Source organism: Luteibacter sp. 9133, assembly GCF_000800155.1.
Taxonomy (GTDB): domain Bacteria; phylum Pseudomonadota; class Gammaproteobacteria; order Xanthomonadales; family Rhodanobacteraceae; genus Luteibacter; species Luteibacter mycovicinus.
In genome coordinates this window covers 1,827,886-1,839,985 of the sequence record NZ_JUHO01000001.1, presented here as the reverse complement: position 1 = coordinate 1,839,985, position 12,100 = coordinate 1,827,886, and the positions used below count along the sequence as shown (strand labels likewise).

General features: G+C 66.0%; 14 protein-coding genes and 2 tRNA genes. 14 read left to right on the top strand and 2 right to left on the bottom strand.

The annotated features are described in order from the left end of the window. Positions 1–91 precede the first annotated feature (91 nt). From FA87_RS08025 to FA87_RS07985, 9 genes are all read left to right on the top strand, one after another. Positions 92–505: a cytochrome c-type biogenesis protein gene (locus FA87_RS08025; RefSeq protein WP_052191499.1), complete on the top strand. Its 414-nt coding sequence runs from the start codon at positions 92–94 to the stop codon at positions 503–505. After that, complete coding sequence (locus tag FA87_RS08020) at positions 502–1,173, top strand: tetratricopeptide repeat protein (protein WP_052191213.1); 672 nt, start codon at positions 502–504, stop codon at positions 1,171–1,173. Before FA87_RS08025 ends, FA87_RS08020 begins: the two co-directional genes overlap by 4 nt. Positions 1,174–1,176: 3 nt before the next feature. Next, the gene (locus FA87_RS08015) at positions 1,177–2,280 is read left to right on the top strand and encodes a homoserine O-acetyltransferase (protein ID WP_043693651.1); all 1,104 of its coding nucleotides are present in this window, start codon (positions 1,177–1,179) and stop codon (positions 2,278–2,280) included. A 123-nt stretch (positions 2,281–2,403) separates the two neighbouring features. After that, positions 2,404–2,982 carry a cysteine dioxygenase family protein gene (locus tag FA87_RS08010; protein ID WP_036113666.1) on the top strand — a complete coding sequence of 193 codons (579 nt, stop codon included), beginning with the start codon at positions 2,404–2,406 and terminating at the stop codon, positions 2,980–2,982. A gap of 23 nt (positions 2,983–3,005) precedes the next feature. Beyond that, a tRNA-Leu gene (locus tag FA87_RS08005) sits at positions 3,006–3,092 on the top strand. A 169-nt stretch (positions 3,093–3,261) separates the two neighbouring features. After that, the gene (locus FA87_RS20965; RefSeq protein ID WP_043693646.1) at positions 3,262–3,606 is read left to right on the top strand and encodes a hypothetical protein; all 345 of its coding nucleotides are present in this window, start codon (positions 3,262–3,264) and stop codon (positions 3,604–3,606) included. Between the two features lie 71 nt (positions 3,607–3,677). Next, positions 3,678–3,932, top strand: coding sequence for a hypothetical protein (locus tag FA87_RS07995; RefSeq protein ID WP_036113673.1), 255 nt, complete (start codon positions 3,678–3,680; stop codon positions 3,930–3,932). 42 nt (positions 3,933–3,974) lie between these two features. Then, a complete protein-coding gene (tmk, locus tag FA87_RS07990) occupies positions 3,975–4,601 on the top strand; it encodes a dTMP kinase (protein WP_081996513.1) in 627 nt (208 codons plus the stop codon). A gap of 103 nt (positions 4,602–4,704) precedes the next feature. After that, positions 4,705–6,021, top strand: a complete 1,317-nt coding sequence (locus FA87_RS07985) for a PAS domain-containing methyl-accepting chemotaxis protein (protein ID WP_052191212.1) — start codon at positions 4,705–4,707, stop codon at positions 6,019–6,021. 58 nt (positions 6,022–6,079) lie between these two features. Here the strand turns inward: FA87_RS07985 and FA87_RS07980 are convergent, their stop codons facing one another. After that, entirely contained in the window at positions 6,080–8,035 is a 1,956-nt protein-coding gene (locus FA87_RS07980; RefSeq protein ID WP_043693639.1) for a formylglycine-generating enzyme family protein, read from the bottom strand. Positions 8,036–8,146: 111 nt separating this feature from the next. Between FA87_RS07980 and FA87_RS07975 the strand changes: the two genes are divergently transcribed. Both FA87_RS07975 and FA87_RS07970 read left to right on the top strand, forming a co-directional pair. Then, entirely contained in the window at positions 8,147–9,274 is a 1,128-nt protein-coding gene (locus tag FA87_RS07975) for an HRDC domain-containing protein (RefSeq protein WP_043693636.1), read from the top strand. A gap of 96 nt (positions 9,275–9,370) precedes the next feature. Further along, a tRNA-Ala gene (locus tag FA87_RS07970) sits at positions 9,371–9,446 on the top strand. 54 nt (positions 9,447–9,500) lie between these two features. Here the strand turns inward: FA87_RS07970 and FA87_RS07965 are convergent. Then, positions 9,501–9,899, bottom strand: a complete 399-nt coding sequence (locus FA87_RS07965; protein ID WP_052191211.1) for a helix-turn-helix domain-containing protein — start codon at positions 9,897–9,899, stop codon at positions 9,501–9,503. A gap of 98 nt (positions 9,900–9,997) precedes the next feature. Between FA87_RS07965 and FA87_RS07960 the strand changes: the two genes are divergently transcribed. Genes FA87_RS07960 through FA87_RS07950 form a run of 3 tightly spaced genes read left to right on the top strand, consistent with a single transcriptional unit; the run spans position 9,998 to position 12,099 of the window. Continuing rightward, positions 9,998–10,729 carry a glucose 1-dehydrogenase gene (locus tag FA87_RS07960; protein WP_043693634.1) on the top strand — a complete coding sequence of 244 codons (732 nt, stop codon included), beginning with the start codon at positions 9,998–10,000 and terminating at the stop codon, positions 10,727–10,729. A gap of 45 nt (positions 10,730–10,774) precedes the next feature. Further along, entirely contained in the window at positions 10,775–11,242 is a 468-nt protein-coding gene (locus FA87_RS07955) for a low molecular weight protein-tyrosine-phosphatase (protein WP_043697650.1), read from the top strand. After that, positions 11,239–12,099, top strand: a complete 861-nt coding sequence (locus FA87_RS07950) for a fructosamine kinase family protein (RefSeq protein ID WP_043693632.1) — start codon at positions 11,239–11,241, stop codon at positions 12,097–12,099. Before FA87_RS07955 ends, FA87_RS07950 begins: the two co-directional genes overlap by 4 nt. Position 12,100: the final 1 nt, after the last annotated feature.

The window sequence follows — 12,100 nt, the reverse complement described above, 5'->3', positions numbered from 1 at the left end:
CGCGCTCCTACAGCGTGCCGGTAACGGTCAGGGTCCTGCCGCAGAAGGTAGGAGCGCGCCCCGCGCGCGACAGCTCCTCGCGATTGCCTTCATGCTTCTCCTGCCGCTGCTCTCGATCGCCCAGGCCATCCAGCCGCTGCCCTTCCGCGACCACGCCGAAGAACTTCGCTTCCAGCATCTCAGCGCCGAACTGCGCTGCCCGATGTGCCAGAACGAGACCCTGGCGGATTCCAACGCGCCGATCGCACACGACCTGCGCCGACAGATTTTCGAAATGATGCAGGCAGGCAGGAGCGACGCCGAGATCAAGGCATATCTGGTCGACCGCTACTCGGATTTCGTGCTGTACAAGCCACCGGTGGAACCGAAGACCTGGCTGCTCTGGTTCGGGCCGCTGATCGTGCTTGCCGTGGGCGGCCTCGTCGTCGCCATACAGGTACGCCGCCGTGCGCGCCAGAACCCCGTCGGCAATGTGCCGGCGAACGACACCGAGGACGACTGGTGACCCTTCCGTTCTATCTTGCCGCCGGGGCCATGCTCGCCGTCGCGCTCGCCCTCATCCTGGTGCCGCTCATTCGTCAGGGCCGGATGCACGGGCGCTCGAAGGGCGTGTTCGTGCTCGTCGTCGCGCTTGCGGTGCTGGTTCCTCTGGGCAGCGCCGGCATCTATCTGCTGGTCGGCACGCCGGCCACGCTCGGCGGCGTCGAGCCACCGAAGGAAATGGACGTCGGTCAGGCGATCGCCGCGCTGCAGGCGCGACTGAAAGAGCATCCGGACGATACGCAGGGCTGGCTGCTGCTCGGCCAGACCTACGCCATGCTGAAGCAGCCGGCGGATGCCCGCGAAGCCTACGACGGTGCGCTCAAGGCCGACCCGAAGAACGGCCCCGCGATGGTCGGCTGGGCCGAGGCGGACTCGCTCGTGCGTGGCGATCACCTGATCGTCGGACGCGCGTTCGACCTGCTGCAGGCCGCCGTCGCCGACAATCCGCAAAACCAGAAGGCACTGTGGTTGCTGGGCATCGCACAATTTCAGCAGGAGCACTTCGCGGACGCGTCGGCCACCTGGAAAAAACTGCAGCCGCTGCTGGATCCGGATTCGAACGTGGCGCATGCGGTGGCACAACAGATCGCCGAAGCCGACAAGCGCGTCGGTGGCAAACCGAAGGAATGACCCATGGGTGACGCCCGCCGCTACCACCAGCTGTCCTCACCGTTCCGCATGAAGAGGGGCGGTGAACTGCATGGCGCGCGTGTCGCCTTCGAGACGTGGGGCACGCTCGATGCGTCGCGCGGCAATGCCGTCCTCATTCTGACGGGCTTGTCGCCCAGTGCGCACGCGGCATCCAACGACGAGGATCCCACCGCCGGCTGGTGGCAGGACATGATCGGGCCCGGCAAGGCCTTCGATACCGATCGCTGGTTCGTCGTCTGCGTTAACTCGCTGGGCAGCGATAAAGGCTCGACCTGCCCCGCGTCGGTCGATCCCGCCACCGGCGCGCCGTACCGCTTGACCTTTCCCGAGCTGTCGCTGGAGGACGTGGCGAATGCGGCGCACGAAGCCATCACCGGCCTCGGTATCTCACAGCTCGCCTGCCTCGTCGGCTGCTCGATGGGCGGCATGAGCGCACTCGCGTACATGCTGCTGCACCCCGCCTCGGTGCGCACGCACATCAGCGTCGACACCGCACCGCAGGCGCAACCGTTCGCCATCGCCATCCGCTCGCTCCAGCGCGAGGCCATCCGCCTCGATCCCCACTGGAAGGGCGGACAATACGAAGGCGACGAATGGCCCGAACACGGCATGAGCATCGCGCGTAAGCTGGGCGTGATCACCTATCGCTCCGCGATGGAATGGAACGGCCGCTTCGCGCGCATCCGGCTCGACGCGGAGCAGCGTGAAGAAAACGAACCGTTCGGTTTCGAGTTCCAGGTCGAGTCGTATCTCGAAGGTCATGCGCGGCGATTCAACCGTCAGTTCGACCCGAACAGCTATCTGTACCTCTCGCGCGCCAGCGACTGGTTCGATATCGCCGAGCACGGCGAGGGCGACGTCATGCGCGGCCTGGCCCGCATCCAGGTCGAACGCGCGATGGTGATCGGCGTGAGCACGGACATCCTGTTTCCCCTGGAGCAGCAGGAAACCATCGCCAAGGGGCTGGAGGCCGCGGGCGCGGCGGTCGAGTTCGTCGCGCTGGACTCGCCCCAGGGCCACGATGCCTTCCTCGTCGACATCGCCAACTACAGCAAGGCCATTGGCGGCTTCCTCGGTTCGCTCTGACACCACGGCCCCACGTCAGTCGGGTGCGGCGGCACGCCGCTGACGCTCCCGCCCCGCCCGCCCTGCTATGATCGGAAGCGACCCGGCGTCCCCACGCCACCATCGCCTCCAGAGGTACCACGCATGATCACGGTCGATTTCCAGGGCAGCCGCAAGCTCATCGATGCGATCGACGCTTCCGTCGCGCAGCCGAGCACACCGGCGATCACCGACACCCTGCGCAACGCGCTGTGCCGGCTGATCCGTTCGCAGGAAGTCATCCTGCCCGCCTGCGTCTTCGAGACCGCCGGCGACCACTACGCCCGCCGCGAGCTCTATCGCAGCGAAGAACACGGTTACAGCGTCGTCGCCATGACCTGGGGTCCCGGTCAGGGCACCCTGATCCACGACCACAGCGGCATGTGGTGCGTCGAAGGCGTGTGGAACGGCGCGCTCGAAATCGTCCAGTACGAGCTGCTGGGCCACGAGGCGGAGCGCTACCACTTCCGCCCGGTCGGCTCGATCCAGGCAGGCCCCGGTTCCGCTGGCAGCCTGATCCCGCCGCACGAGTACCACACCATCCGCAATCCCAGCGACGACGCGGTCGCGGTCAGCCTGCACATCTATTCGGGCCGCATGACCCAGTGCGCCGTGTTCAACCCCGAAGGCGACGACTGGTACCAGCGCGCCGAACGCAAACTGGGTCTCGACCAGATCCATTGATTCCCGCATAATCGCGTGCCCGTGCCGAAATGGCGGAACCGGTAGACGCGGCGGACTCAAAATCCGTTTGTAGTGATACAGTGAGGGTTCGAGTCCCTCTTTCGGCACCACGCGTTTCAAAAAAAACCCGCCCACGTGGCGGGTTTTTTTTGAATGCCGGCACCCCGCCTTCACTAATGTGACGGGCTTGTCTGGCGCCGGATGTCGACTGCCGAATAGGTGCAAAGCGCCCGACTCGCCGACCTTAATGTGCCGCTCCTTCCACTCAAGTAGCCGTCGATGTCGATCCAGTCCGCCCGCTTGCGCAACATGCAAGCTATCGCTGCACGTTTGGTGAGCGAAGGATTTCATGGGAAGGACGCCATGGCGAGATACCTCGGGCCAGCCTTCACCGCACGTCGCCTGGAGACCCTCCTCTCCGGTGGGCCCATGACGGCCATGTGCGCCTGGGCGCTGGAACACCGTCTCCAGAAAAGCCGGGGATGGCTGGACGCCGATCGTGTGGCCGAAATTGTCGTCATGCCGCTGCCAGCCCTCTGCGAACCTGCGACCGGGGTGGCCCTGCGTGACGTCGCTTCCTCCACAGGAGACGACACCTGCCCAACCTGGGGGGGACGTACGTAAGTATTCGCTCACGGGGCCTTAACCGAGGGAAGCCCCAGAATCGCCAGCGGGGCATCAACGGGGGGAATGACGTGCATACCGACGAAAGAACGCGACACGAACCGACCATCGATCCGGAAGCGCGTTTCGCGCTCCAGCAACTCTGCTCCACAGCGTTTCTTGCCGTGAGCAGCCTCAACGAAACGGCGTGCGTCCGACTTCTGCGCCGCGGCCTCGCCTCGCAGGACGAATTCGGTTACTGGAGCGCCACGGCAACGGGTAAGCGTATGTTCGACCTGCTGACACGTGATGCTCGCGTCGCCGCGGAAGTCGCACGCCGGGCCTGACGGTGGTGAAAGTCCGGATCTGATCCGGTAAAGTCCCCGCCCATGGCACCTCTCCCTATTCCCGGTGGCCTGCTCGTTGCCATCGAAGGCATCGATGGTGCAGGCAAGACGACGCTCGCCCATACCTTGCGTGACACGCTGGCACCGGCCGGCACCCCTGTGGCGCTCAGCAAGGAACCGACGACCGGCCAGTGGGGCATGCGGATGCGCGCCTCCGCATCCACCGGACGGCTGACGCCGGACGAAGAACTTCGCCTCCTGATTCTCGACCGGAAAGAGCACGTGGCCGAACTGATCGGCCCCGCCCTGGCCCGTGGCGAGATCGTCATCCTCGACCGCTATTTCCCGTCCAATGTGGCCTATCAGGGCGCGGCCGGGCTCGACACCGGCGCCCTGCTAGAAGCCAATGCCTTCGCCCCTCGCCCCGACCTGCTGCTGCTGCTGGACCTGGAACCCAGGGTAGGTCTGGAGCGCATCCGTAAGCGCGGCGACAAGCCGAATCATTTCGAGACCTCGGACAACCTCGACCGTTGCCGTTCGATCTTCCGCGGCCTGGGCCTCGGGCATACGGTCGTCATCGACGCGACGCAGACCGCCGAAGCGGTCGCGCAGGAAGCGCTTGGCCATGTCCGCGAGGCGTTGGCGGCCAAACAGGGACATCCGGACTGACGCGCCGATTTCATGGACGAGAGCTGAACCGATTTTGTCACTTTTACTCAAGTAACCAATTCGCCCGCCGATGTGGTCAACACCACATTCCCCGGGTCACCGAATGCTTCGTTACTGGATCGACAGAAACCGCGAGTCGCGGACCAAGCTCGCCGCGCTGGACAAGGTCCAGGCGATCGTGGAGTTCACCCCGGACGGGCACGTACGCCACGCTAACGCCCTGTTCCTGCAGGCCATGGGCTATGGCATGGACGAAATCCGTGGCGCCCATCACCGCACGTTCGTGGCGCCGGCCGATGCCGACAGCCCGGACTATCGAGCGTTCTGGGAAGGGTTGCGTGCGGGACGCGGCGACACGGGGCTGTACCGCCGCCGGCGCAAGGACGGAGGCGACGTGTGGCTGCAGTCGTCATACAGCCCTTTGACCGACCGCAACGGCAACGTCATCGGCGTCATCAAATACGCGACCGACGTCACCGCCCAGCATCTCGCCGCCGCGGACATGGACGGGCGCCTCCGGGCGATCGATCGCGCTCAGGCGACGATCGAGTTCGATCTGGATGGCACGATCCTCGAGGTCAACGACAACTTCCTTGGCGCCATGGGCTACACACGGGACGAAGTGATCGGTCGCCATCACCGGATATTCGTCGATCCGACCGAAGCCTCCTCGCCCGGCTATCAGACCTTCTGGGCACGACTGCGCGAAGGCCGCCATGACGCCGCGCTGTACCGTCGGCTCGGTCGCGATGGTCGCGTTGTATGGATTCAGGCGACCTACAACCCCATCTTCGACTTCAACGGCGTACCGATGAAAATCATCAAGTACGCGACCGACATCACGGCGCAGACGCTCGCCGCGCAGACGCTTCAGCGCGAAGTGGTGTCGCTGTCGGGCGCCGTCGTCGACAACGCGGAAAAGGCCGGCAAGGCCGAGGCTCTTGCGGGTGGCGCGCGGCATGCGGCCGAGCGCGGCGGTGCGGTAATGCGCGATGTCGTACGTACCATGGGCGGCATCCAGGAAGGCACGCGCTCCATCGAGGAAATCCTCGAACTGATCGACTCGCTGTCGTTCCAGACCAACCTCCTCTCGCTGAATGCGGCCATCGAGGCGGCGCGCGCGGGCGAGAGCGGCAAGGCGTTCGCCGTGGTGGCCGAGGAGGTACGCCGGCTCGCGGTACGCAGCGCCGAGGCGTCCAAGCAGATTCATCAGCTGATCGGCGACGCCCGCGGCCGCGTGGACGAAGGAGCGAGCCTGGTCGGTACCGCGGGACACACGATGGAGGAAATCCTCGCCGCTATCGGCAACGTTACTCAGGTCACCGGGGCCATCAGCGAAAGCGCCGAGCGCCAGTCTTCGGGAATCCAGCGGGTCAACGCCGCCGTCTCGCAGCTCGAGGCGGTCTACGGAAATCTCTGACGGCCAGCGCTGCGCGTTCGACGCCGGTGGTCGTTACCGGTCTCGAACCCGGCGTGCGTCAGAGCTCGCGCACGATGCGGAAGCCGACGCGCGCGCTGCGCAGATCCGCCGAGGCGCCCTGCCGGTACGCCGAGCGAACCATCTCCGGCGCGCTGCCCCAGGAGCCGCCGCGGATCACCCGACGTCCGCACCCGGGATTGACCCACGCATCGGCCGAACGTGGCGCACGGATGTAGTTGTCGTGCCAGCAGTCGCCTACCCACTCGGAGACGTTTCCGCCCATGTCGTACAGGCCGAACGCGTTCGGCGTGAAGCTCATCACCGGCGCCGGCCCCCAGAAGCCATCCTTGTAACCGTTGAAGGCGTTGCTCCAACGGCGGCCGGAACCCGAACGATCGTTCCCGCCGGTGAGGTTTTCGACGCGTGACGTCGGCGTGTCGTCGCCCCACCAGTACCGGGTGGTGCTGCCCGCGCGCAAGCTGTATTCGAACTCCGCCTCGCTGGCCAGGCGATATTTCTTGCCGGTCCGCTGGGACAGCCAGTCCGCGTAGGCCTTCGCATCGTTCCAGGAGACGTTGATCACGGGCAGACGCTCCTGCCCGGGTTTGCCTGCGTAATCGTCCTGCCAGGTGGCCGCATCGTCATCGCGCAGGCCCCCGCTCTGTTCGTCGTATACGCTGCCGCCCTGCAGCGACTGCGACTGCGGCACGTAGCCGGTGGCGCGTACGAAGTCGCGGAACTGACCGATGGTGACCGCGCTGCGCGCCATGGCGAAACCCTTGTCGATCTGCACCTCGTGCACCGGCGCTTCGTTGGCGTCGTGACCACGTTCGCCATCGGGCGAACCCATCAGGAACTTGCCGGTCGGCACGACGACCATGGCGGGCGCCTGGCCCGTCGAGTCGACGAAGCGGTCTGCGAAGACCTGACCCGGCTTGTAGCTCGCATAGAGCCGGGCGTTGGTCAGCCGCTCGTTAAAATCATCCAGACCGGCGAGATCGGCACTGATCTGCTGAGCCTTGTCCGCCAGTTGCCGCGCCAGTTCGAGATTGCCTGAGTCCAGCGCGGAGCGCGCCTGCGCGAGCATCGCCGTGGCGCTCTGCCGACGCATGCCTTCGATGCGGCCACGGGTGTCCTGCAGGCCTTGCGATTCTGGCTGGATCGCCGCCGCCTCCGCCAGCGCGGTGTCCGCCGCCGCAAAGTCGTTCTGCGCCACCGCGGCCAGCGCCTTGTCCAACACGGTGCGTTGCACCTGCGTAATGCCCTGTTCCGCCACTGCGTTGTCCGCGTCCAGCTGCAGCACCTCGCGGTAGGTGTCGAGGGCACTGTCGCCGTGCGGGAGGTCGGCCTTGCCCTCCTGCAACTGCGCGGCGGCCTTGCCCAGCAGCGGCCGCACCTTGTCCAGCACGGCGAGTTTCTGTTGCAGCGGGGCGACGTCGGCGGTGCTGTCGGGCAGAGCCTTCAGCGCCGTCAATGACTCACGCGCCGCGTCGGCATCACCCAGTGCGATGTCCTGCTCGATCTCGGCCGCAAGACGTGCGCGAACCTCGTCCATGCCCGCGAGCGCGCGTTGACTGTCCGCTTTTTCCTTGAGCACGGCGGCGAAGAGTGAGGCCGCGCTGTCCTTGCCTCCGACCAGACGATCGGCGGCCAACGCCTTGTCACCGCGATCGAGCGCGGCAGTGATCTCCGGCGTGTCCGGGCTCTTCTGCGCCGGCAACGGTACCTCGGGCGATTTGTCGCGGCGGCGGGCGGCGATAACCGCCGCGGGCGCCAGCATGATCGGTGGCCCGGCGTCGATCTCGGACACGACGGCCGGCGTCGCGGCCTGCGGACGCTGGTCGAACCCCATGGTCGTCGGCTGGCCGCGCATGGGCGAACGCGGGGTGTTCTGCGTCGGCGAGACGTGAAGAAGCTGCGGAAAGAAGTGATAGAACAAGGCGAAACCGAGCACGGCCACACCCAACGCGCCGCCGATGGCGCGCTGTCGCTGGACGGTTTCGGTGTTGGGCATGGTGGGCGGTTCCGTGCGAGCCTGCTATCGTGCGTTGCAACCATAGGGAATCGCGCTCGACAGGGCAACACGATGCGTCGACGTGACCCCTGACCGAACAAGGACGCATGCATGACAACGAGCGACATCGCTCACACCGCTCCCTGGATCGACAACCGCGAGGTTCTCGACGCATGGCTCGCCCCGATCGCCCCCGCCGCCGTCGTCGGACTCGATACCGAGTTCATGCGGCGCAACACGTTCTATCCTCAGCTCGCCCTGCTCCAGCTTGCGCATGAAGGCCGCTACGCGCTCATCGATCCGCTTGCCGTGCCGCTGGAGGACGCGCTCGCACCGACGTTCGCCGCCCAACCCGTCGTCACGGTCATGCACAGCGCAGGCGAAGACCTGGAAGCCATGGCTCCGTGCCTGCCCGATGGCCCGCACACGCTGTTCGACACGCAGATCGCCGCCGCTTTCGTCGGTATGGGGCTGGGCATCAGCTATCGCGCGCTGGTCGCCGAGCTGGTCGGCGCCGAGCTGGACAAGGGCGAGACACGCAGCGACTGGTTGCAACGGCCTCTGACCGACTCACAGAAGTTGTACGCCACGCTCGACGTGGTGCACCTGCATCCGGTCCACGCGATCCTCAGCGAACGCCTGGCCGGACGCGGGCGCGGCGGATGGCACGCGGAAGACTGCGCACGCATGAAGCGCCGCGCCAGCCAGCGCGAGGGCGATCCGCAGCCCCAGCGAGGATTCAAGGCGGCCAGCGAATGGGCGCCGGAGAAACAGGCGCTGCTGCGCCGCGTGCTGCGCTGGCGTGAAGCCGCCGCACGTGCCCTCGACAAGCCCCGCTCCTGGCTGCTCGAAGACAACCATGCACTCGACCTGGTGTCGAAGATCCCGCAGACGCCCTCCGAACTCGACGAGCGTGTCCGTGGGACGCGCGCCCTGCGTTCGGCGCAGCGCCAGGAGTTGTTCGACCTGTTGCGTGTTCCGGTCGACGCCACGGAAGTCGAGACGACGGTGAGAATCACCGGCCATCCGATGGGCGACGCCAAGCGCGCCATCAACGAGATGCGCAGCGCCATCGATACGCTGGCCACGCAACTCGACCTTCCGCCCGGCCTGCTCTGCGCACGCCGCTCGATGGAAGAGTTCGTGATGAGCGGCGGCCTGTGGCCCGAGGCGCTGGAAGGCTGGCGTCGTGGGGTGCTTTACGACCGGTTGTCGGCGTTGTTGCCCGACCGGGCGTGACGTCGCTGCGTACCCGCCGCCGGCAGGTCTTACTCGTTGCCGCGACCCTAGGGCTTGGCGACCCGCTGTTCCCCTGCTAACATTTGTGGCTCGTGTGGGGCCTTAGCTCAGCTGGGAGAGCGCGTCGTTCGCAATGACGAGGTCGGGGGTTCGATCCCCCCAGGCTCCACCAATCCGATATCGACAAAACAGCGCGTGGTGCTTCGGCACCTCGCGCTGTTTTGTTTTACGAGGCCTCGTGGTCCAGCCGGCGCTCGTCGTAGTCCGACTGCGCCTGCGCCATCGCATGCCCGTGTCGGCTGGCCCAGATGCACAGCGCATCGAACGGATCCTTCAGCGTACGCCCCAGCGGGGTGATCGAGTACTCCACCGCGACGGGCGACAGCGGCAGCACGCGCCGCGCAACCAGACCGTTCCGCTCCAGCCGTCGCAGCGCCTCGGTCAGAGCCTTATGCGTGATCCCTTCCAGCCGACGCAGCAGCTGATTGAATCGCACAGGGTTTTCACAGACCACGCTGAGGATCATCACCGACCACTTGTTGGCGATCTGGTCGAGGATCGGTTTGGTTTCGCGCACGTCGATCAGCGCGACTTCGTCGTCGGGGAGCGGAAGCCTGGGCGGCATGGAGATAACCTCGCGTATACCTACGCACTTCAAAGTGCATAATTGACCGTAGATATACGACGTATACCATGATGCTTCAAGTCCTTCGGAGCATCGTCATGTCGCAACTCAGTGGAAAAATCGCCGTCGTTACCGGTGGTGGCAGCGGGATCGGGCTCGCCATCGCCCAGCGCTTCGTCAACGAAGGTGCCTATGTCTTCATCGTCGGCCGCCGCCAGGCGACACTCGATGACGCCATCGCCAGCCTCGGGGCCAACGCCGCAGCCGTGCAGGCCGACGTTACCGACGCCGACCAGCTAGACCGCGTCTTCGCCACGGTCGTCGCACGCAAGGGTCGCGTCGACACCCTCGTGGTCAACTCGGGCATCAGCGAATACAGCCTGGTCGACGACATCACCGAAGCGCACTTCGACGGCATCTTCGACCTCAACGTCCGTGCCGCGGCATTCACCGTGCAGAAAGCGGTACCGCACATGCCCCCGGGCGGCACCATCGTGCTGATCGGGTCCATCGCGGATGCGATCGGCGTGTATGGCTACGGCACCTACGCCGCAAGCAAGGCGGCGCTGCGCTCGTATGCCCGCACCTGGACCGCCGAGCTGGTCAGTCGCGGCATCCGCGTCAACACGCTCAGCCCTGGCCCGGTCGACACCGAAATGATGGCTGCCGCATCCGATGAGGTGCGCGAGACGCTGACCGCCCGCATACCGCTCGGCCGCATGGGCAGACCCGAGGAGGTCGCCGCGGCGGCGTTGTTCCTGGCCTCGTCCGAAAGCAGCTTCATCGCGGGTGCGGAACTGTGCATCGACGGCGGCATGACACAGGTCTGACCGGTTTTGTTCTAAGGTCATGGGATGACTCCCGACCTCAAAACCATGCCTTCCGTCCTTTTCATCTGCACCGGCAATATCTGCCGGTCGCCCACCGCCCATGCCCTGCTTCTGCACAAGGCGGCCGAACTGGGCTGGGACGTCCGCGTCGACAGCGCGGCCGTCAGCGGTGAAGAGATCGGCAATCCGCCCGACTCGCGCGCGCTGACCGAGTTGCGTCGACGTGGCGTCGCCATGCCGACACATCGCGCGCGCCGCGTCACCGCCAGGGACTTCGAGGACTACGACCTCGTGCTGGGCATGACCGGGTCACACATCGACGCCCTCCGCCGTGTCGCACCCGACGCGGCGGACAAGGTCGGGCTGCTGATGGACTATGCGGACGGTCCGAAAGGCCTCGACGTGCCCGATCCGTGGTACGGCTCGGCGAAGGATTTCGTGCACGCGTTCGACATGATCGAGCGCGGCGTCGATGGCGTGATTCGTAAGCTCCGAGAGCCCGCCGCACGGTGACCGTTTCGGAACTCGACCATCTCGGGCAGCTCCTGGGCGAGCGCCCTGCCCGCCTGCATACGCTCTCCGGCGGCGACATCGCGCGCAGCGTTCGTGTCGAGCGGCAGGATGGCAGCCACGTCATGGCCAAGTTCCGTCGACCGGGACAAGTCGCGCTGACGCTCGAGGCGAGCATGCTCGATGACTTGCGTGCCGCCGGGCTCCCCGTGCCCGAGACGCTGGCGGTCGATGACGATGCACTCGTACTGGCGTGGGTCGGCGATGGCGGCCGTGGCTTCGACGACGAGGTGCAGCGCGCCGCCGGTCGCGCTATCGCGACCATGCATGCGCAGCCCGTGGGCGATGAGTTCGGATATAGGCACGACACGGTGATGGGCAGCATCCCGCAACCGAATACGTTCGATCGCGACTGGATCGCGTTCTTTCGCGACCGGCGCCTGCTTTATATGGCGGGACTCGCGGATGAAGCCGGCGAATTGCCTTCGTCGTTTCGTCACCGCATCGACAAGGTGGCCCAGCGTCTTGGCGAGTGGATCGATCCGGCGGTGCAGCCGTCGCTCGTACATGGCGATCTGTGGGGAGGCAATATGCTGGCGACCGCGCACGGCGGCGCCTGCTTTATCGATCCGGCCATCTATCGCGGTGATGGTGAGGTCGACCTTGCGCTGGCGACGCTGTTCGGCAGTGTCGGACCGGCCTTCTTCGAGGGGTATAACGAGATCCGGCCGCTCGAACGCGGATTCATGACGACGAGGCGGCACCTCTACCAGCTGTATCCGCTGTTGATGCATGTGCGCTTGTTCGGCGGCTCGTACCACGCCCCGCTCGACAGCACACTCGGAAAACTGGGCGTCTGAC

Coding starts and splice junctions, on each gene's coding strand:
- FA87_RS08025 (WP_052191499.1), top strand. CDS start 92: ATGCTTCTCCTGCCGCTGCTCTCGATCGCCCAGGCCATCCAGCCGCTG.
- FA87_RS08015 (WP_043693651.1), top strand. CDS start 1,177: ATGGGTGACGCCCGCCGCTACCACCAGCTGTCCTCACCGTTCCGCATG.
- FA87_RS08010 (WP_036113666.1), top strand. CDS start 2,404: ATGATCACGGTCGATTTCCAGGGCAGCCGCAAGCTCATCGATGCGATC.
- FA87_RS20965 (WP_043693646.1), top strand. CDS start 3,262: ATGTCGATCCAGTCCGCCCGCTTGCGCAACATGCAAGCTATCGCTGCA.
- tmk (WP_081996513.1), top strand. CDS start 3,975: ATGGCACCTCTCCCTATTCCCGGTGGCCTGCTCGTTGCCATCGAAGGC.
- FA87_RS07985 (WP_052191212.1), top strand. CDS start 4,705: ATGCTTCGTTACTGGATCGACAGAAACCGCGAGTCGCGGACCAAGCTC.
- FA87_RS07980 (WP_043693639.1), bottom strand. CDS start 8,035: ATGCCCAACACCGAAACCGTCCAGCGACAGCGCGCCATCGGCGGCGCG.
- FA87_RS07975 (WP_043693636.1), top strand. CDS start 8,147: ATGACAACGAGCGACATCGCTCACACCGCTCCCTGGATCGACAACCGC.
- FA87_RS07965 (WP_052191211.1), bottom strand. CDS start 9,899: ATGCCGCCCAGGCTTCCGCTCCCCGACGACGAAGTCGCGCTGATCGAC.
- FA87_RS07960 (WP_043693634.1), top strand. CDS start 9,998: ATGTCGCAACTCAGTGGAAAAATCGCCGTCGTTACCGGTGGTGGCAGC.
- FA87_RS07955 (WP_043697650.1), top strand. CDS start 10,775: ATGCCTTCCGTCCTTTTCATCTGCACCGGCAATATCTGCCGGTCGCCC.